This is a genomic window from Desulfolithobacter sp., assembly GCF_054025815.1.
In genome coordinates, this window is the sequence record NZ_JBPMMS010000036.1 from 1 (window position 1) to 19,746 (window position 19,746).

Below are 19,746 nucleotides of genomic sequence, written 5' to 3' on the forward strand. Positions count from 1 at the left end.
ATTCCGAACACGGAAGTTAAGCTCCTCAGCGCCGATGGTACTGCGTGGGAGACTGCGTGGGAGAGTAGGTCGCCGCCGATCTTTTTATTAAAAAACCCCTGTCAGATTACTCTGGCAGGGGTTTTTCGCATTTAGAGAACCTGGCTTGGCTGTCGGCAACACCGGCACAGGAGCTCACAGGGACTTAAGTGCCCTCCCCCCTACCTCCTCGATGACCCGTTTGACCTCCTGGCCAAACTGTTCAGCGGTGAAGGGTTTGGCAAGGTAACCGTCAATTCCCATTTCCCTGGATGATTTGGCGGTCACGTGTTCGGAATATCCTGTACAGAGCAGGACCGGCATCTCCGGACGCAGCGCCCGCACCTCTTTAATCAACTGCAAGCCTGTCATCTCGGGCATGGCCATGTCGGTCACCAGGAGATCAAAGGCATGAATGTCTTTCCTGACCTTTTCAAGGGCCTCCACACTGGAGGTAAAGCTGGTTACAACGTAACCCGCCTTTTCCAGTACCTGTACCTCGTAATCAACAACCTGCCGTTCATCATCCACCAGCAGCACGCGCCCTTCCCCCTCAGGTACCCCATTGATCCGGCTGGGAGTATCAACATCGGTTTTCTCCACCTGCGGCAGATAAACCGAAAAGCAGCTCCCCTTGCCCGGCGTCGAGGTCACGGTCACTGCCCCGCCATGATCGTTGACAATGCCATGGACCACAGACAATCCCAGTCCGGTTCCTTCATCCTTTTTCTTGGTGGTAAAATATGGCTCAAAAATCCGGCTCATGAATTCCGGCGCTATGCCGTTGCCATTATCCTCCACCTGAAGACAAACATAGTCGCCCTGACTCAAATTTCCGATATTAACCCCTTCCCGCGGTCCGAGGGTCACATTGTGCAGGCCTACCCGGATCGTACCCCGTTCCCTGTCGATGGCCTGGTAGGCATTGGTACAGAGGTTCATGATAACCTGATGCATCTGGGTGGGATCGACCCGGACATATGCTGACGAGGCAATATCGGTTATGATCTCGATGTTGGCGGGCAGGCTGGCCCTGAGCAACTTAAGCACCTCTTTAACAATGAGGGAAAGCTGCAGGGATGACACGGTTTTTTCAGTCTGCCGGGAAAAAGTCAGTATCTGCTCAATCAATTTCCCTGCACGATCAGCGCCTTTAACGATCTCCTCCATATTGGCCCGAAGAAGTGGATCTTCCACCGCCCGCATCAGCGACAGCTCGGCAAATCCCATGATAGCAGTCAGGATATTGTTGAAATCATGGGCTATCCCTCCGGCCAGAGTGCCAATAGCCTGCATCTTTTGTGCCTGCCGCACCTGGTGTTCCAGGGCCACCTGCTCTGTAATATCTCTTTTTACGGCCACAAAATGATGAATCCGGCCATTGCCGTCCTTGACCGGGGTGATTGTAGCCTCCTCTTCAAGCAGGGTCCCGTCTTTACGCCGGTTGATAAATCGTCCCTGCCAGGTGGAACCTGAACTTATCTCGTCCCACATCATCTTGTAATAGTATTTTTCCTGCTTACCGGCATTGAGGATGCGGGGGTTCTCGCCCGCCAGCTCCTCCAGGGTATAGCCGGTCTGTTGCTCAAAAGCGGGATTGACATACTCTATATGGCCTTCCACATCGGTGATAATCACGGACTCGGCGGCCTGCTCCACAGCAGTGGCCAACAGGCGTCTGCGCTCCTCCATCAGCAATCGTCTGCGGATATCGTGGTACACCACCTGAATCATTCTCCGCGAGCCCACGACTGTGGTGCTGGCACTGATTTCCACCGGAATATGGTCTCCATCTGCACTCTGAAGAAAAAGCTCATGTTTGCCGAGAACTTCGGTGAACCCCCGACCGCTCCTGTAGAGATCATGATAGAGGTGATTGTCTTCCGGCGGATGGAACTCATGGAGATGCATGCCAACAAGGTCGCGGACCTCTCTGCCAAGCAGCTTGGACGCCTTTCTGTTGACCTCGGTGACCAGCCCGGTCTCGGCATCGGCAATCACGATTGCGTCCTGAGCGGTCTCCATCAGGGAGCGGTACTGCTGTGTAGACTCCAAGTAACGCCTTTCGATCTCCTTTTGCAGGGAAATATCGGTTATAGAGACCAGTGCCATGTGTGAATCAGGCCCGGACAGGGTATCTATATTGAGAATGGTACTGATATTGCGGCCGGAAAGGGTGGAACACTGGGCCTCGATTGAAAAATGTCGTCTGCCGGCAAACAGGGCCGAAAAGGCGGCTCCCAGGGCTTCCCTGGTGGACTTGGTTATTATCCTCCGGATGCGACGGACAAATTCCTCCATGCTGGCAACCTCGAACAGGTCCAGAGTGGCCTGATTGACATCGAGGACCCTGATCGCAGCCAAAGCCTGGTCGATAAAATCAGGATTACGGCGGAAATAGTCATCAAGCTCTGTGACACCCTGTTTCCGTAACTCAGAAAACAGGCTTGTCAGACGGGAGAAATCACTGAGCCACAGGGAGATACTGGAGTTACGAAAAATGGACCTGAAGCGCTCCTCGCTCAATTCGAGCTTGGCGTCCACCTTCTGGCGCTTGGCTATATCAATGCGCACGGTCTCCAACAGGAGGCGTGTGTCATATTGCTGGGTGAGACGCCGGGAAAGATAGAGCAGCAAACGGGTTTCCCGGCTGGACCACGAATTGTTCTGACGACTCTTTTCAAGCAAGAGCACCCGGGGACGATCATATCTGGTCGGCAGAACGGCAGCCATGAAGGTGCTGGAGCCTAATACCTCCTCCAGGTAGGGGCCTGCCTGGCTGCCTGGCTCCAGATACATCACGCCTCGGGAAGAACTCAGCAGTTGACGCAAGAGCGCTGCCACCGGCTCAGAAACCACAAGTGTGTCATCGTTCCCGGAAGAGGTAGAATCCTGAGAATCGGATATGAAGGTCCTGGTAACCAGGTAGGGAACCTGTGGATCACAGGGGAAGAGAACATGAACGCTGCTGAGAGAAAAAATAGCGGAAAGTTCCCTGACCGCCAGATCGAGCAAAAGCTCCTTAGAATCCGTCGAATCCAGGACGACATCAAAATTTTCCAGAATATCAATAATATGATTGTCCATGGACGACAGCGATGAGCACCCAGCCAGAAGAAAATCAGGTTGATCTATTTTTTCAGACCATCCTTTATATCATAACTGTTCGCATCATGCGACCGACATTTATGCGTTCTTCACATGCCACAATGTCAGCCCCAACTCTCGGGTGAACCACACGAATGCAGATCTGGTGTACCGGTTTCAGGAGACCGCAGGAACCTGTCCGCGAAAAAGAACTTTTTGGGATGTGGTCCTCAGTCGGTAACAGGGGTCTTGGTATGTCCGTTCTCTTTATAATTGCGTCCGAAAAGACTGCTGACCCTGGCCAGATCCTCGGAAGAGCCCATCAGATAAAGGACATCATCGGCATACAAAGGCATGTCCACCTCTGGATTGGGAAAAGTCTGGGATCCCCGGCGAACCGCAAGGACGGTCACGCCGAACTTTTTACGCAGATCCAGATCAGCGAGGGATTTCCCCACCATGGAAGATCCCTCCTCGATGCGCATGGAAGAGACTTCCACGTCGGGAAGATGCAGGTCTGAACCGGAAAACAGAGAGGACTGCTCCGCCAGACTCCGAAACATCTCATAGCCATCAGAGCGAAGCTGGGTGACCATGGTATCGATCTCGTCTCTGGGAATGAGATATTTGGCCAACACCCGGGAAAATATCTCCACCGATGTTTCAAACTCCTCAGGGATAACCTCGTTGGCTCCCAGCTCGTAAAGAGGCTGCATTTCCGAGAGATACCTGGTCCTGACAATGAGATGGGCCTTGCGCGTCACCCTGCGGACATTTTCGGTGATGGCCCGGGTGGCAGCAGGATCATTGATGGCGACCACCACCACGGTGGCATCCTCGACCCCAGCATGACGGAGCACCTCCTCATGAATGGCATCGCCGTAGAAAATCGGCTCTCCCTTCTTTCTTTCCTTTTTCACTGTATCCGGAGACATCTCTATGATGACATAGGGAATATTGATCATCTTCGCCGCCCGGGCCAGGTTGCGACCATTGAGGCCAAAACCGATAATGACCATATGCTGGCTCAATTTGGGGAGTGGTTTCTGCTCGGGCATCGGCCAGAGACCGGTCTTCAGGCGTACCGGCACCGGCAGCCGGAGAATCTGATCAGCAAGACGGGGTGCCAAAACAATGATGAAAGGCGTGGCGGCCATGGTCAACACTGCCACTGAAAGAAAAAGCTGGTAGTGACTGGAAAGAAGTCCGTGCTCCAGGCCGGTCTTGGAGAGGATAAAGGAAAACTCTCCCACCTGGGATATGGCCAGGCCGGCCAAAACTGAGGACCTCAAAGGAAGACCAAGCAGAATGGCCCCGCCGGTAGCGATGACGGTTTTGAGAAGCAGGACTCCGGCCGAGACAAGAAGGATGGTTACGGGATGGCTGAGCAGGTAACCGGTATCCAGAAGCATACCGATAGAGATAAAGAAAAAACTGGTGAATACGTTGCGAAACGGGAGAATGTTTCCCAAAGCCTGATGGCTGTATTCTGACTCAGAAATGATCAATCCGGCAATAAAGGCGCCAAGGGCGAGAGAAAGGCCGGCATAGGAGGTAAGCCAGGCAATGGTGAAGCATATGGTCACTACACTGAGAAGAAAAAGCTCCTTACTGCGGGTCCGGGCGACCTGATGCAGGAGCCAGGGCATGAGATACCGGGCAGCCACCAGAATCAGACCTAAAATGGCGACACTCTTGACGAGAAACAGTAACAGAGAGTCGCTGCCCGCTTCGGGCTGGCTGCCAGCCAGCAGGGGCGTTACCAGAATCATCGGTACAATAACGACATCCTGAAACAGAAGGATTCCCAGGTCGGTGCGGCCGTGGGGAGTGTCCACCTCAGCCCTTTCCTGGATCATCCGCAGCACAATGGCGGTACTGGAGAGCGAAATCAGGAAGCCGTAGAAGATAGCCTCGGCCGGGGACAGGCCGACCATCCTGACGACGAGATAGACCGCAAGAATGGTCAGGCCGACCTGGAATGAGCCTCCGATCAAAGCCTGTTTCTTGATTTCAATGAGTTTCTTGAATGAAAACTCGATTCCGATGGTAAAAAGAAGGAGAATAACCCCGATCTCGGCCAGTGCCTCAACCTCATGGACGGCACCGACCAGACCAAAACCGTGGGGACCGGCCAGGGTCCCGGTCAGCAGAAGGCCGACCACCGGTGGTAGCCGAAGGAAATGAAAGAGCAGCAGAACAAAGACCGAGAGCCCGAATATGATGACAATATCAGTGAGCAGAGGAAGTTCCATAACCTGAACCATGTTTTCCTGTCGTCAGGACAGATGGGATGCGGAGAGGACGCCTGGCGTCCGCAAAAAGCGGGACTTGTAAAGGGTATTTCAGGTTATTCTACATGATGGTTTCATAAAAAGTCCATCACACTTTAAAAATCTAACCACAGATAGCGAGCGAAGCGAGACCTTGGAAAATACGATACACAGGTAAGCCAACGGAGTGAGACTCCGAGGCGTAGAGGTGTCGGCAAAGCGGAGACATACATGAAGTGCTTGAGCATTGGCCGTACCCGCCTCAACGCAGTAGATCGGACTTTTGCGACACCATCCAGCATGGTCGTCAGCCGGAAAGCGAGGAAAACATACCACTGCGGCGGGATGGGCACAGGAAAACGAGGATCGACAGTGGTTAAATCGGCGTTCTCGGCAACGCCAAAAAGAGATGATATTACCACCGAAACTCAGCTATGGCAGGCAAAGGCTACCATAACCCTGCCCTGGATAAACTATTTGCCAGAGAGTACCAGTGGGAGGCCACTTATTTGACCGTCTCCGTAAAAACCCTGCTGTCACCTTCCGGTCCAGCTATTTTTTGAATTTTGGCGGTAATCACAAAACATAACGATTTTCCAACTTGTTAACCGTAGCTGTGCAGACCGGAAAGCAGATAGTTGACCCCGTAATAGGTGAACATTACCGAGACGAAACCGATGATGGAAAACCAGGAGATTTTCCTGCCACCCCAACCCCTGGTAAAGCGGGCATGCAGGGCTGCAGCATAGATGAACCAGGTAATAAGTGACCACGTCTCCTTGGGATCCCAGCTCCAGTAGGTTCCCCAGGCCGAATTAGCCCACACGGCCCCGGTTATAATGCCGGCGCTGAGCCAGAGAAAACCGAACAGCAGCGTCTTGTGCATGATGTCATCAAGAACGGCAAGATCCGGAAGCTGATCCAGGAGAGGACTGGAGACGCCGCTGTTTTTCTTCCTGTATTTCAACAGGTATACCACCCCAAATCCGCAGGCAACCGCAAAGGCGGCATACCCAATGAAACAGGTGACCACATGGGCGATCAGCCAGTTACTCTGCAGGGCCGGAACCAATGGCCGAATGGCTGGATTTTTAAGCTCCGCCAGGATCATGGCCAGAGCGGCAAAAGGCATGGCAAAAGCACCGAGATATCGGTTTTTATACAGGTATTCCAGTCCCAGGTAAAACACGGCAATGGACCAGGAAAAAAAGACCAGCGACTCATACATGTTGGAGAGCGGCGCATACCCTATTCCCATCTGGTGGGATTCGACCCACCGCAGTATAATTCCGCCTGTATTGACGGCCAGGGCGACAGCAGTGGCCGCAGTGGCCACAAGACCGAGTCGCGGTACCCGAAAAACAAAGAGGGCAATATAGATAACGGCAGAGACAAGGTAGGCAAATGTCGTGATGCCAAGCAACAGTGAACTGTCCATAACACAATAACCTCTCAGGTATTTCCCGCCTGAAGATGACGACAGGCTGATTACTACCGGTGACAACGTCGCAGGTGAGCTGGCCTCCCGCGACGGATTAAAACTTAGGCAACGCGCAATAGAAATATACTATTATTTTCCTTTACCTAAAAGACATACCCGAATCTTTGACCACACCCACACCGAACTTCAAACAATTTTCCCCAGATTTACCTGCTTTATCAGGTAATAATCTTATTACAATACAGGACCTCCCATGACATCCTACTTTACAGAATACCACACAATTATACTTGCAACAAACAAAAAAAGACGATATCTTTGTTTTTAAAAAACAAAAGGTGCTCTATGGAATGGCTTAACTACCATCACCTCTACTACTTCTGGTCCGTGGCCAGGGAAGAAAGTGTCAGCAGAGCCAGTGAACGACTCGGCCTGGCTCCCTCGACCATCAGTGTTCAGGTGAGCAAGCTTGAGGAGGCCCTGGGCGGCAAGCTCTTCCGCCGTGTCGGCCGCAACCTGGAACTGACAGAGATGGGCAGGGTTGTCTACCGTTACGCGGAAGAAATCTTTGTCCTTGGCAGGGAAATGATGGATACAGTGCGGGGACACGTCGTCTCGGGCCCCCTGCGACTGGTGGTCGGTGTTATCGATGCCCTTCCCAAGCTGGTGGTCCGCAAACTTCTGACACCAGCCCTCGAGCTTCCGGAACAGATCCGTCTCATTTGCCACGAAGGCAAGGAGGAGCAACTCCTGGCCGAACTTTCCGTCCATGGTCTGGACATCGTCCTGACCGATACCCCGATCAAATCAGGGCTCAGCGTCAAAGCTTACAGCCATTTGCTCGGAGAATGCGGGGTCAGCTTCTTTGCCGTTGAACCACTGGCCGCCAAGGTACGCCGGAACTTCCCCCAATCCTTAAACGGAATGCCCATGCTCCTGCCCTGCCCCATGTCCGCTCTCCGCGGTTCCCTGGACCAGTGGTTCGATGCCCGGGGCATCCATCCGAAAATCGTGGGTGAATTTGATGACCAGGCTCTGCTCAAGGTCTTCGGCCAGACCGGAGACGGAATTTTCGCGGCTCCTTCCGTAATCGAGAAAGAGGTGGTGCAGCTTCACGATGTAACGGTAGTGGGTCGCAGCGACGCGGTCAGAGAGCAGTTCTATGCCATTTCCGTGGAGCGGATCATCAAGCATCCTGCAGTGGCCGCCATTCAAAAAGCCGCCAGCAGCTCTATCTTTACCTGAGCAGACAGATTCAGCCAGATGCCTAAACAGAAACGATTTTCTGCCCTGCCTGTTACAGCAGATACACTCCCTCCCCCAATCCCGCCGCAACGGTTGAAAAGGCTTTCACCAGCAAGGAAACCAAAGATTACATCAAAAGGGGCCCCCTGCTCCATCCCGGCCTGGAATACCATGCGCCTGATTATCGCTGGACAAGTTCCTGCTGCATGAATACAATAGTCTTGTATCAATTCATCCCATCTGAATTCAAACCTTCTTATACTCGATCAGTCATGGGCAAAACACACTCTTCCCGGTCTGTTTTTCTGCCATCCGTCACGCTTATTATTGCTGTCACAATTCTCTTTTCCCTCAGGTGGGCTCTGGCCGCCCCACCGGTCAATGAACGGGCCAGAAAACTGATGAACAAGGCCAGAACCAGACTGACTGCCGAACTGAACCAGAAGGGCATGCAACTGGGTCAGCCCATTTTCATTCGCATCTTCAAGATCCCCGGCACCCTGGAGGTCTGGTTACAGCAAAACGGTACCTTTCGCCTTTTCAAAACCTATCCTGTCTGCTCCTATTCCGGTTTTCCCGGACCGAAACTGCACGAAGGAGACTGGCAGAGTCCCGAGGGATTTTATACCGTCACCCCGGAACAGATGAACCCCAACTCTCAGTACCACCTCTCGTTCAACATCGGTTATCCCAACAGTTATGATTCCTCTCTGGACAGAACCGGCAGCAATATCATGGTCCATGGCGGATGCTCCTCCAGAGGATGCTTTGCCATGACCAATTACCGGATGGAAGAGATCTACCTGCTTGCCCACACCGCCCTGGCCGGTGGGCAGGAGTCTTTCAGTGTCCACGTGTTTCCCTTTGCCATGACCGCCCGGAACATGTTCAAGTTTCGCAGTTCACCCTGGCTCGACTTCTGGAACAATCTCAAGGAAGGGTATGATGCCTTTGAAGAGACCAGGCAGGTTCCGGCCATAACCGTTGCCAGGGGAAGATACCAGATTCTGCCGGACATCCGCCTGGCCCTGGATGCCGGTGAAAAAAACAAAGAGGCCTTATAATGGGAGAGGAACGGCGCCAGGCCGCCCGGGTCCATTTTGAGAGCCGGCTCAGAATCCGTCTGGACGGCGATGAGATCGAGGCCATCGTCGACACCAGAAATATCAGCCTAAAAGGCCTGTATGTATTATCGGAGAAAAAGCCGCCGGTGGGCACCAGATGTTTGATGGATATCGACATCACCGGCCCGGTCAGCAGGTTACTCTGCACGTTCACCGGGGTGATATGCCGCCACGATGCCGATGGCATGGGGATCAAGTTCGAAGAAATGAATCCCGATACTTTTGTTCACCTGCAGAATTTCATCCGCCTTAAACAGAACCTGATTCCCGGGTAGAGCATTACCTGAACCCCCTTACATTTCGCGCAACCGTGGCAGATCGAGAATATAAATGGTCCTTCCATCCACCTGGATGAGACCTTCGTCGGTCATTTTGGCAAAAATACGCGACAGAGTTTCCGGAATGGTGCCCAACAGGCTGGCCAACTGTCCCTTGGGAATATCCAGAACAACCTTGTCGCCATCTCCCTGCTCTTCGGACAGGTAGACCAGGTGAGCCGCCAGACGTCCCGGCACCTCCTTGAGGGAAAGGCTCTCGATCTGGCTGGCGAACCGCCGCAGCCGCAGAGAAAGCATGGCCAGAAGATTAAGCGCCAGAGATGTATTGCCGGTGACCAGGTCGACAAAACCCTTCCGGGGAAAAAAAAGTATCCTGGCCCGGCTCAGGGCAACGGCGTTGGCAGGAAATGGATTACCATGAAACACGGCTACTTCGCCAAAGGGTTCTCCAGGCCCGAAGATGTGCAGGATCTGTTCTTTGCCGACCAGGGACATCTTAAAAATTTTCACTTTGCCCTCAAGGACCATGTAGAAACCATTGGCCTCGTCTCCTTCAAAAAATACAGGCTCGCCCCGCTTATACTCCTTTGTTGTGGCAATGGCGGCCAGCTGGTCAAGCTGCTCCCCGGGCAGACCGTCGAAGAGAAAACTTTGGCCGATGATGTCCTTAACTTTACCTGAAGTCATAATTTTTTCTAAAAAAAACAATTTTTTGACATAGATCAATGGAACCTTGTGCAAGATGATGCATAATGGAACCATACAAACATAAACCAGACATAACGTCAAATACGACACAAATCAGACAAAGGAGATACACAATGTATTGCAACCAGTGTGAACAGACCGCCAAGGGAGTCGCCTGCACCACCATCGGTGTCTGCGGCAAGGACGAGACCGTCGCCGATCTGCAGGACCTGCTTATTCACGCCCTTACCGGCCTGGCCCTTTTCGCCAACGAAGGCCGCCAGAAAGGTATTGTCGACGAGAACACCGACCGGTTCGTCATGGAAGCCGTGTTCTCCACCTTGACTAATGTGGATTTTGATCCCGAACGCTTTGTCAAGCTGCTCGACAAGACCATCGAGTTGCGGGAAGCCATGAAGGAAAAAGTAGCGGCCGCCGGCGGCAAAACCGACTTCGATCATCCGGCAGCCACATTCTCTCCGGCCGCGGACCTGGATGGAATGGTGGAACAGGGCAAAGAGCTCAATCTGATCCCGAGTCTGGACAGCGATGAAAACATCCGTTCCCTGAAACAGACCCTGCTCTATGGCCTCAAGGGTATCGCCGCCTATGCCGACCATGCCTCGATCCTCGGTAAAACCGACCCCGCTGTTGCCGGTTTCATGTACGAAGCTCTGGCCGCTCTCCTGGCCGAAGGTCTCACCGTCGACCAATGCGTGGGCGTGGCCATGAAGGCTGGCGAGATCAACCTCAAGACCATGGAACTGCTCGATGCCGCCAACACCGGCACCTATGGTCACCCCATCCCCACCTCGGTTCCTCTTGGTCACCGCAAGGGCAAGTGCATCCTGATCTCCGGACATGACCTTCACGACCTGGAGCTGCTCCTTAAACAAACCGAAGGTAAAGGGATAGACATTTACACCCACGGTGAAATGCTCCCATGTCACGGTTACCCGGAGTTGAAAAAATATGAACACTTCTATGGTCATTACGGGACCGCCTGGCAGAACCAGCACAAAGAATTCCCCAACTTTCCGGGACCGGTACTCTTTACCACGAACTGCATCCAGAAGCCCCGTGATGAGTACAAAGACCGCGTGTTCACCACCGGCCTGGTCGGCTGGCCCGGTTGTACCCATATCGAAGACAAGGACTTTACTCCGGTCATCGAAAAGGCTCTGGCCATGGACGGCTGGACCGACGACGTGGACAATGGCTCGGTCATGGTCGGTTTTGCGCGCAATGCGGTACTCGGTGTTGCCGACAAGGTGATCGAAGCGGTCAAGAACAAGGACATCCGCCACTTCTTCCTCGTGGGTGGCTGTGACGGTGCCAAGCCGGGTCGCGACTACTTCACAAAATTTGTCGAGCAGGTTCCCGACGACTGCATTGTTCTGACACTGGCCTGCGGAAAATTCCGTTTCTTTGACAAGGACCTGGGAGACATAGGCGGCATTCCCCGGCTGCTCGACGTGGGCCAGTGCAACGACGCCTACTCGGCTATCCAGATCGCAGTGGCTCTTGCCAATGCATTTGAATGCGATGTCAATGACCTGCCCCTGTCGCTGATTATCTCCTGGTACGAGCAGAAAGCAGTTGCCATCCTCCTGACCCTGCTCTTCCTGGGGATCAAGGATATCCGCCTCGGACCCTCCCTGCCGGCCTTTATCACCCCGGCAGTACTGCAGGTGCTGGTGGATACTTTTGACCTGAAACCGGTTGCCGACGCTCCCGAGGAAGACCTGAAGGCCATTCTCGGATAGGAGAAACGCGAAACAACCTCCTCCTTACAGCGGCCGGGCATCCTCCTGCCCGGCCGCACCTTCTCTCACAGACCCATTCATGACTGACAACAGCCGCCCTGACACGACCAGGACACACCTCGAGCTCCCCGGATGCAACCCGGCCATGCTTACCCTCCAGAACATGGAGACGCTCACCGGGCTTATGCGGAGATACCAGGTTCCTGCACTCAGGATCACCGGCGGTCAACGGATTCTTTTTCCGGATCTGGATCCGCAACAGTACCAGGCCCTCCGCGAGAAACTCAATATTCCGGAACCGGCAGGGAGACCGAAGAACCTGATTCACACGGTTTTGGCCTGCCGGGGCATCCGGGGATGCCGATACGGCGTTGGAGACTCCCTGGCCCTGAAAGAAAAAATTCAGAACCTGGAACTGGACGCTCCCCTGCCGGCCAAGGTCAAGGTCGGGATTTCGGGATGCCGGATGTGCTGTTGTGAGTCATGGATGCGTGATATTGGACTGATCAGGGAACAGAAGGGGTGGCGGCTGAGCTTTGGGGGTAACAGTGGTGGTCGACCCCGGATTGGTGATCTGGTTGCCAAGCACCTTGATGAGGACCAGGTCCTTGAGCTGGTGACAAGCCTTCTTAACTTTTACATCAAGCATGCCGGACCTCGAGTACGTACAGCCCGGTTCATGGAACGGATTGGCCTTGAAGAGCTCAGGAAAAATGTGCTCGGCCTGGACCGATACGAACCAGAAATCAACTATCCGGAAACAAGATAATGCAATGCCCAGGACAGGACAGCCGCTACTGGAGCGGTGAGGATGTGTTTGAAGTATCGTGCCCTAAATGCGGACATACGGTGGAATTTTTCAAGGATGACAGCCAGCAGAAATGCCGCGGATGCGGCCATCGGCTGCTCAACCCCAAGATCGATTTTGGCTGCGCCTCCTACTGCCCTCACGCCGAGCAGTGCCTGGGGTCTCTGCCCCCGGACCTGGTCGCTGCCAGGGGAGACCTGTTCAAGGACCGGCTGGCCCTTGCCATGCGTCGCTATTTCGGCACCGATTCCCGGCGTATCAAACACGCCGAAGATGTGGCCATGTATGCCGAGGAAATCGGCCGTAATGAAGGCGGGGATATGGCCGTAATCATGGCCTCAGCCCTGCTCCATGACATCGGAATCAGGGAGGCGGAACGTAAATTCAACTCCTCGGCCCCGAAATATCAGCACCAGGAGGGACCACCGGTTGCCCGGGAACTGTTGAGCGAACTCAAGGCCGATCCCGAGCTCATTGACGAGGTCTGCGATATCATTGGTCATCACCACAGTCCGCGTTCCGAAGAGAGCATCAACTTTAAGGTACTTTACGACGCGGACCTGATCGTCAACCTGGCCGAAAAATATACCAGCCAACCGATGACCAGGGAACAGTTGACAAAAGTCCTGAAAAACTTCCTGACCGGCTCCGGACCGGCTGTGGCCGAAAAGGCCCTCAAGAAATATATCAAATAAAAAAACACGCGGTCATCCTGCCCGGGATCATACGCACAGACTGTTTACAACAACAAGGTGAGATCATGAAAGTAATGCGGAAAATTATTGAAATAGACGAAGAACTCTGCACAGGTTGCGGCGACTGTGTTCCCGACTGTGCCGAAGGATCACTGCAGATCATCGACGGCAAGGCGCGACTGGTGGGCGAGAACCTCTGCGACGGACTCGGGGCCTGCCTGGGCTCATGCCCAACCGGTGCCCTCAGGATCGTCGAGCGCGAAGCCGAAGAGTTTGACGAGGAGGCAGTGGAAAAATACCTGGAGGAGCTGAAAAAGCAAAAAGAGCAACCCGCAGCAGCCACTGGCGGCTGCCCCTCAAGCCAGCTCAGGACCATGCAGCCCATCACCCCATGCCAGGCCGCCAACGTTCCCCAGTCCCAGATCGGTTCGGCCCTTTCCCACTGGCCGGTCCAGATCCGGCTCATTCCACCCACAGCGCCCTTCCTTGAAAACTGCGATCTGCTGATCGCCGCCGACTGCTGTGCTGTGTCTTACGGAGCGCTGCAGGACGATTTCGTCAAGGGACGAGTGGTGATGATGGGCTGCCCCAAGTTCGATGACCAGCAGATGTACGTGGATCGCTTCACCGAACTGTTCCGGACCCGGAAGCTGAATACAGTCACCATCCTGATCATGGAAGTGCCCTGCTGCTCCTCCATGCTGCAGATCGTACGCAAGGCCTACGACGATGCAGGTGCCTCGGTGCCGGTCCGCCAGGTGGTCATCTCCACCCAGGGCCAGATCCTTGACGACCGGAGCTGGTAAACCCTCTCGCCAGTAACCAGCCGGAAACCCAAGAGGTTGCCGCCGCCATGGCTGCGACCTCTTTTTTATTCCATACTGACCGGGACCGGTATTCCGGTCCCGAACTACGACACGCCGCCACCTCCCTCTCCTTCCGGAGCAGACAGACAGGAGGGGATATCCCCTTCCTGGCCGGGAATATTATGGCGCCGCATGAAAAAAGGACACTTGCGGCAGTCACGTATCTTTTCAGCGTAGGTTCCCATGACCTTGCCGGCACACAAAGTCCCGGCAACAGCCCAGCATATCCGGCCAAAATAAGGATAGGCCGGACAGCGAAACGAGGGGTCCTTTTCCACCCCGCAGCCAAGACACTTCCAGCATGGGGTCCTGGCGTCCTCTTCCTCCGGCTGATAAGGAAAACAAAGCGTCACTGCAGTTCCGCCACCCTCGGCACTGTGTACCTCTATAAAGCCACGGTGATCCTCCATTATTTGCCGGACAATGGTCAGGCCAAGCCCGGTACCGGTTCCGATCCGCTTGGTGGAATAAAAAGGCTCAAAGATAAGAGCGGTCTGCTCCCTGCTTATTCCGGTCCCGGTGTCGGTAATAGAAACCACCACCCATTCGATTTCACTGGACTTTTTCATATCAGTGCGAATGGTCAGAGTGCCGCCTTCGGGCATGGAGTCCAGAGCATTGGAAATCAGGTTGCCGATAGCCTGTTCTACCTGGTTGGGTTCCAGATAGACCCGGGGCAGATCGTCACGGTACAGCTCTCTCACCTCCAGTTTTTGTTCACCTCTGTACAAGCCCAGGTAAAAGGAGACCCCATGCCTCACCACCTGATTGATATCAGCGCGGTTCAGTTCACCGCCCTTGCTGATGACAATCATGATATCTCGGAGGATGGCCTCGAGCCGATTGACCTCGGCAATAATGGTTCGGGCGTACCGGTACTCCTGCGATCCTTCCGGCAGCCTGGCCAGCAGGCGTTTGGAAAAACCTCCCAGGGCGGTGAGAGGATTTCGGATCTCATGGGCGACACCGGCGGTCAGGCGCCCCAGGGCCGAGAGTTTTTCGCTCTCTATCAATTTGGCCTGCATCCGTTCCAGGTTTTCCAGGGTCTCGGAAAGCTGGGCGTTAAGCTGTTCTATTTTTTCCTTGTCTGTTTTCAATTTTTCATGAATCAGGCCTGCCGGCAGGCCGATGAGATAGAGAAAAATGATCCGCACCCCGATAGCGGTCCAGTGAATTTGACCAAGAAAGGGCAGGACATTAAGGAGATAGAGCCCAGCGGCAAGAGTAGTGACAAACAGACCGAAAACCCGGCCGAAGTAGAGGGTATGCAGCACGACCAGGAGATAATAACCGAGAAAGAAACTGTTATCGACCCGGTTCTCAAGCCGGACCAAGCAGTAGACAAAGATCAGATCAAAAACAAGGGAGAGAACATAAATCTGCCGGATGCGATCGGCCCGGCAAAAAATAAGCCCGTAGAGGACACCGCTGTAGATGATGAAGATGAAGAGTGCAATGAAGTAGCCCTGCGAGTCGGCAACTGAAACCGGGGCAAAAAGAAGCCAGGCGGAACTGCCAACGATGGTGGCCAGCCTCAGGACAAAAAAAAGCCTGTCGCTGAAGGAAAAGAGCTGCTCAAATCGCTGTCGACAGTTTTTCAGAAAAGAAAAGGGCATGCAAACACCGCAGCTGGTGGTTGATCCTGACCCCGTGGACCAAAAGTATTTCCTGATTCCACGGCCTGCCTGGCTCCAGAATCTGTCCTGAGTACTCAAGGGCTGGCAACAACACCTCCCTGCAGCCCCCCTCTTTCCTCTTTATTTGGCAGATCTTTGCCGGATGAACCAGATACCGGTGATGCAGATGACGATGCCTGCCCCTGTCACCACATACCTGGCTCCGGTTACATCGATGGCAAACAGGGCCTTGAACACCAGCAACAGGCCCACGGTAACAAGGAGCCAGTCCACACAGACACTGATCCAGTGGAGCACTTTTCGAAACCATAACATCCAGTGCGCCATCAGGATTTCACCACCGTATAGTTCACGCCACCGGATACCAACTTTTTTTTCACTATCCGTCCGCCGTTCAAGTCAATAACACGGTCCATACGCACGGACATGTCTGGGTCGACAATAAATTGCAATATATCACCATGATGCATGGAGCGAAGACGTAACCTTACGTCTCTGTATCCTCTTCAACAATCGCCCCTATAATCCAATTTCCACCTCTCTCCTGCCACGATACAGCTTCCTCATTTGAGTAGATTTTCTCTGAAACTCTATGCTACAATGAATCAGATCAAAACAAAAGAGGTGATCCATGACCCAGAAGAAAGAAATTTGTGAAATCTGCGGCAAGACCACGACCACCGGCCTGAAAAAATGCAAGGGATGCGCACGAATGTACTGCACTAAATGCCAGAGCCCCTCGACCAGCCAGAATTTCTGCCGGGAATGCGTCGCCATGGAAGGAGTGGTCTCCAAGGAAGACTGATCCCGCAGCCAACGATATCAACCTATTTCTGCCACGGCAAAACGACGATCGTTGAAATGGAGTTTTTCGGCGAGCCGTCAATCAGCTTGTCACTATAGGTCAGGTAGACCAGGGTATTACGTTTTTTATCATAAAAACGAACTACCTGTAGCTTTTTAAACAGCAGCGAGGTTGATTTTTTGAACACCCGTTTCCCATCGGACCTGCCACTGGCCACCTCCGGCGGCAGGATGATAGGGCCGGTCTGCCTGCAGGCCAGAGAAGCATCAGATCTGTCTTCAGCCACCCCGAGGCTGCCCCGGATACCGCCGGTCTTGGCCCGGCTGACATAACAGGTTGCGCCGGGTATATCGGGATCATCAAAGGCTTCGATGACAATCTTGTCGTTGGCGCCCACCAGCTTGAATGTGGTGGAGACCTCGCCGATCTTTTCCGCAGCCGCCGGCCAGGTTGCCAGTAACACCACGACGGCCGCCATCACTGGCCCCAACCATTTTTTTTTCATGCCTTTTCCTCCTGGTGTTTTCTGCAGGCCCGGTTCAGGGCACTGAGAAGCGCCTTGATCGAGGCCACGATGATATCCGTGTCCACCCCGGCACCCCAGAACGCTCCACCCTCTCCATCGGTCACCATAATGTAGCTGACCGCCTTGGCCGACGAACCCCGGGTCAGGGCATGTTCATGATAGGCCTGGAGAGTGAACTTAAGACCAAGCCCTTTCCTGAGCGCCTGGCAGAAGGCGTCCAGTGGGCCATTACCCGCGGCCCGCAATGTCTTTTCCTCCCCATGGACCTCTATCACCGCCTCCACCTCGGCACTCGAGCGAGCCTCGTCATGATCGATATGCCGTTTGAGAACATTGAAACTCCTGAGCTTGTAGCACGAGTCGGCCTGCAGGTATTCGCGGTCAAAAGTGTGGAAGATGACCTCAGCCGGCAGCTCTCCGCCGGCCTCGTCGCTGATCTCCTGAATTATAGCCCCGAACTCCGGGTGCATGTCCTTGGGCAGCTTGAAGCCGAATTCCTTGTCCATGACATACGCCACCCCGCCCTTGCCCGATTGGCTGTTGATGCGAATGATCGACTCGTAGGTCCGGCCCACATCCTGCGGATCGATGGGCAGGTACGGGACCGCCCAGATACCTGAGCTGTCCTTCTCGAACGCTGCCATACCTTTGTTGATGGCATCCTGATGGGATCCCGAGAAAGCGGTATAGACCAGCTCCCCGGCATAGGGATGCCGGGGATGGACCGGCAGTTTGGTACAACGCTGATAAACATCTATCACCCGGTTGATATCTGAAAAATCAAGCTTGGGATCCACTCCCTGGGTGAACATGTTGAGTGCCATGGTCAGAATGTCCACGTTGCCGGTACGCTCGCCGTTACCAAAAAGCGTACCCTCAACCCGGTCGCCACCGGCCATCAGGGCCAATTCGGTGGCTGCCACTGCGGTACCCCGGTCATTATGGGCATGGAGACTGATGAGTGCACAGTCGCGGTTTTTCAGGTGGCGGATAAACCACTCGATCTGATCGGCATAAACATTGGGAGTGGACATCTCAACCGTGGCCGGCAGATTGAGGATCACCGGCCGCTGCGGAGTCGGCTCCCACACATCCATGACCGCCTCGCAGATCTCCAGGGCGAACTCAAGCTCCGTACCGGTAAAACTCTCGGGGGAATATTCATAGCGGATGTCGGTATCGGTTCTGGAGGCCTCCTCCCGGATGATCTCCGCTCCCCGGACCGCCAGGTCTATGATCTCTTTCTTTTGCATCCCAAAGACCACCTGGCGCTGCAACGTCGAGGTGGAGTTGTACAAATGGACCACTGCCTGCCTGGCTCCTTTCAAAGCCTCGAAGGTTTTACGGATCAATGGTTCCCGTGACTGGGTCAACGTCTGGATGAGCACATCCTCCGGAACGATATCCCTCTCAATAAGCAACCTGGTAAAATCATGCTCAATCCGTGAAGCAGCCGGAAAACCGACCTCAATCTCCTTGAAGCCGACATCCACCAGGAGCTGAAACATCTCCAGCTTTTCTTCCAGGTTCATGGGCTGAACGAGCGCCTGGTTGCCGTCCCGCAGATCCACACTGCACCAAACCGGCGCTTGAGTAATCATTTTATCCGGCCACGTCCGATCGGGCAGATGGACGGTGGGGTAGGGGCGATATTTTTTCAACTTATCAGTAAACATTGTCTTTCCCTCTTCATGGAAAAATCAAAAAAAAAGCCACGATTCACTCAAGTGAACCGTGGCTGCGGAACCGTTTACTTCCTGATACCTCAGGACAAAGCTTCTCCTTCTGCCACAGTTCGTCTGTGCAGTCCCGGTAGAGGCAGGATTAGGAGAAGGATTGCTTGTTTCATATACTTTTACTTTGCGCTGTTATTCAATCGCTTTGACCATACATACTAAAGCTGCTGGCAGGTTTGTCAAGCTCAATCTGCCCAATCGCCCAACTTGCGGTGACAGATGGCAGACAGACTGAAAAAGATTGACTTTACCCCGTCCTGCTTTTTATATGATCATCTACAACAGGCTGAGCACGATCCAGTTTTTCCGGTACTTCCCCGTAGCCTGTTTTCTGTCTCGTACATCAATTTTTATCTCAATCCTGCTGCAGTTGTCCATACTCCCAAACGGCCAAAACGGCAGGAGGCAGGAGGACAGCCTGACGACCGCGGGATTGAGTCCCCTGTAACATTTTTGAAAACACAGGATCAGACTGCTATGGCTCGAATCAACCTGCGCAACATGACCATCAATCAAAGCGGTGTCATTACCGCGGTAAAAGTCGGCGGAGAGTTGGGCCGTCGTATCCGGGAAATGGGTTTGGTGCCCGGCACAGAAATCACCATCAAGCAACGTGCTCCACTCAACGACCCGGTGGCGCTCCGGGTGATGGACGGCACCCTTACCCTTCGTAACAACGAGGCCGATTTTATCGAAGTGGAAATAAAAAATTGAACCTGGGCCCTGTCCAGCCCATCCTGCTTCGGAAAACATA

The 19,746-nt window shown here is 53.8% G+C and carries 17 protein-coding genes and 1 rRNA gene; 10 read left to right on the forward strand and 8 right to left on the reverse strand.

All coding sequences use genetic code 11. The features are described 5' to 3' along the window. Window positions 1-81 (forward strand): 5S ribosomal RNA (gene rrf / locus ACXJJY_RS10615); the annotation flags it as partial. Window positions 82-174: 93 nt separating this feature from the next. Here rrf and ACXJJY_RS10620 read toward each other — a convergent pair. The 3 genes from ACXJJY_RS10620 to ccsB all read right to left on the reverse strand — a co-directional run bounded on the left by ACXJJY_RS10620 (window position 175) and on the right by ccsB (window position 6,816). Continuing rightward, a complete protein-coding gene (locus tag ACXJJY_RS10620) occupies window positions 175-3,105 on the reverse strand; it encodes a hybrid sensor histidine kinase/response regulator (RefSeq protein WP_456387588.1) in 2,931 nt (976 codons plus the stop codon). A gap of 230 nt (window positions 3,106-3,335) precedes the next feature. Beyond that, on the reverse strand, window positions 3,336-5,372 hold the full coding sequence (locus ACXJJY_RS10625) for a monovalent cation:proton antiporter family protein (RefSeq protein ID WP_456387590.1): 2,037 nt from the start codon (window positions 5,370-5,372) through the stop codon (window positions 3,336-3,338). A 610-nt stretch (window positions 5,373-5,982) separates the two neighbouring features. Next, window positions 5,983-6,816, reverse strand: coding sequence for a c-type cytochrome biogenesis protein CcsB (ccsB, locus tag ACXJJY_RS10630; protein WP_456387592.1), 834 nt, complete (start codon window positions 6,814-6,816; stop codon window positions 5,983-5,985). A 348-nt stretch (window positions 6,817-7,164) separates the two neighbouring features. Between ccsB and nhaR the strand changes: the two genes are divergently transcribed. The 3 genes from nhaR to ACXJJY_RS10645 all read left to right on the forward strand — a co-directional run bounded on the left by nhaR (window position 7,165) and on the right by ACXJJY_RS10645 (window position 9,463). Beyond that, window positions 7,165-8,064 carry a transcriptional activator NhaR gene (nhaR, locus tag ACXJJY_RS10635; RefSeq protein WP_456387594.1) on the forward strand — a complete coding sequence of 300 codons (900 nt, stop codon included), beginning with the start codon at window positions 7,165-7,167 and terminating at the stop codon, window positions 8,062-8,064. A gap of 272 nt (window positions 8,065-8,336) precedes the next feature. Further along, window positions 8,337-9,128: a L,D-transpeptidase family protein gene (locus tag ACXJJY_RS10640; RefSeq protein ID WP_456387596.1), complete on the forward strand. Its 792-nt coding sequence runs from the start codon at window positions 8,337-8,339 to the stop codon at window positions 9,126-9,128. Continuing rightward, window positions 9,128-9,463, forward strand: a complete 336-nt coding sequence (locus ACXJJY_RS10645; protein ID WP_456387597.1) for a PilZ domain-containing protein — start codon at window positions 9,128-9,130, stop codon at window positions 9,461-9,463. Before ACXJJY_RS10640 ends, ACXJJY_RS10645 begins: the two co-directional genes overlap by 1 nt. A gap of 18 nt (window positions 9,464-9,481) precedes the next feature. On the opposite strand, the gene ACXJJY_RS10650 is transcribed toward ACXJJY_RS10645, so the two are convergent. Continuing rightward, the gene (locus ACXJJY_RS10650; protein WP_456387599.1) at window positions 9,482-10,153 is read right to left on the reverse strand and encodes a Crp/Fnr family transcriptional regulator; all 672 of its coding nucleotides are present in this window, start codon (window positions 10,151-10,153) and stop codon (window positions 9,482-9,484) included. Window positions 10,154-10,287: 134 nt separating this feature from the next. On the opposite strand from ACXJJY_RS10650, the gene hcp reads away from it, so the two are divergent. The 4 genes from hcp to ACXJJY_RS10670 all read left to right on the forward strand — a co-directional run bounded on the left by hcp (window position 10,288) and on the right by ACXJJY_RS10670 (window position 14,228). Next, window positions 10,288-11,919 carry a hydroxylamine reductase gene (gene hcp / locus ACXJJY_RS10655; protein ID WP_456387601.1) on the forward strand — a complete coding sequence of 544 codons (1,632 nt, stop codon included), beginning with the start codon at window positions 10,288-10,290 and terminating at the stop codon, window positions 11,917-11,919. 79 nt (window positions 11,920-11,998) lie between these two features. Continuing rightward, window positions 11,999-12,688, forward strand: coding sequence for a nitrite/sulfite reductase domain-containing protein (locus tag ACXJJY_RS10660; RefSeq protein ID WP_456387603.1), 690 nt, complete (start codon window positions 11,999-12,001; stop codon window positions 12,686-12,688). After that, window positions 12,688-13,422 carry an HD domain-containing protein gene (locus ACXJJY_RS10665; RefSeq protein ID WP_456387605.1) on the forward strand — a complete coding sequence of 245 codons (735 nt, stop codon included), beginning with the start codon at window positions 12,688-12,690 and terminating at the stop codon, window positions 13,420-13,422. Before ACXJJY_RS10660 ends, ACXJJY_RS10665 begins: the two co-directional genes overlap by 1 nt. A 65-nt stretch (window positions 13,423-13,487) precedes the next feature. Continuing rightward, window positions 13,488-14,228 (forward strand): ATP-binding protein, encoded by a 741-nt coding sequence (locus tag ACXJJY_RS10670; RefSeq protein WP_456387607.1) that lies wholly within the window; start codon window positions 13,488-13,490, stop codon window positions 14,226-14,228. 104 nt (window positions 14,229-14,332) lie between these two features. On the opposite strand, the gene ACXJJY_RS10675 is transcribed toward ACXJJY_RS10670, so the two are convergent. Both ACXJJY_RS10675 and ACXJJY_RS10680 read right to left on the reverse strand, forming a co-directional pair. Continuing rightward, window positions 14,333-15,904, reverse strand: coding sequence for a sensor histidine kinase (locus tag ACXJJY_RS10675; protein WP_456387609.1), 1,572 nt, complete (start codon window positions 15,902-15,904; stop codon window positions 14,333-14,335). 141 nt (window positions 15,905-16,045) lie between these two features. After that, window positions 16,046-16,240: a hypothetical protein gene (locus ACXJJY_RS10680; protein WP_456387611.1), complete on the reverse strand. Its 195-nt coding sequence runs from the start codon at window positions 16,238-16,240 to the stop codon at window positions 16,046-16,048. Between the two features lie 316 nt (window positions 16,241-16,556). Between ACXJJY_RS10680 and ACXJJY_RS10685 the strand changes: the two genes are divergently transcribed. Next, window positions 16,557-16,730 carry a hypothetical protein gene (locus ACXJJY_RS10685; protein WP_456387613.1) on the forward strand — a complete coding sequence of 58 codons (174 nt, stop codon included), beginning with the start codon at window positions 16,557-16,559 and terminating at the stop codon, window positions 16,728-16,730. Window positions 16,731-16,752: 22 nt separating this feature from the next. On the opposite strand, the gene ACXJJY_RS10690 is transcribed toward ACXJJY_RS10685, so the two are convergent. Both ACXJJY_RS10690 and leuA read right to left on the reverse strand, forming a co-directional pair. Further along, window positions 16,753-17,235, reverse strand: a complete 483-nt coding sequence (locus ACXJJY_RS10690) for a CreA family protein (RefSeq protein ID WP_456387615.1) — start codon at window positions 17,233-17,235, stop codon at window positions 16,753-16,755. Then, on the reverse strand, window positions 17,232-18,932 hold the full coding sequence (gene leuA, locus ACXJJY_RS10695) for a 2-isopropylmalate synthase (protein WP_456387617.1): 1,701 nt from the start codon (window positions 18,930-18,932) through the stop codon (window positions 17,232-17,234). Before leuA ends, ACXJJY_RS10690 begins: the two co-directional genes overlap by 4 nt. 537 nt (window positions 18,933-19,469) lie before the next feature. Here leuA and ACXJJY_RS10700 point away from each other — a divergent pair. Continuing rightward, on the forward strand, window positions 19,470-19,706 hold the full coding sequence (locus ACXJJY_RS10700) for a FeoA family protein (protein ID WP_456387709.1): 237 nt from the start codon (window positions 19,470-19,472) through the stop codon (window positions 19,704-19,706). Window positions 19,707-19,746: the final 40 nt, after the last annotated feature.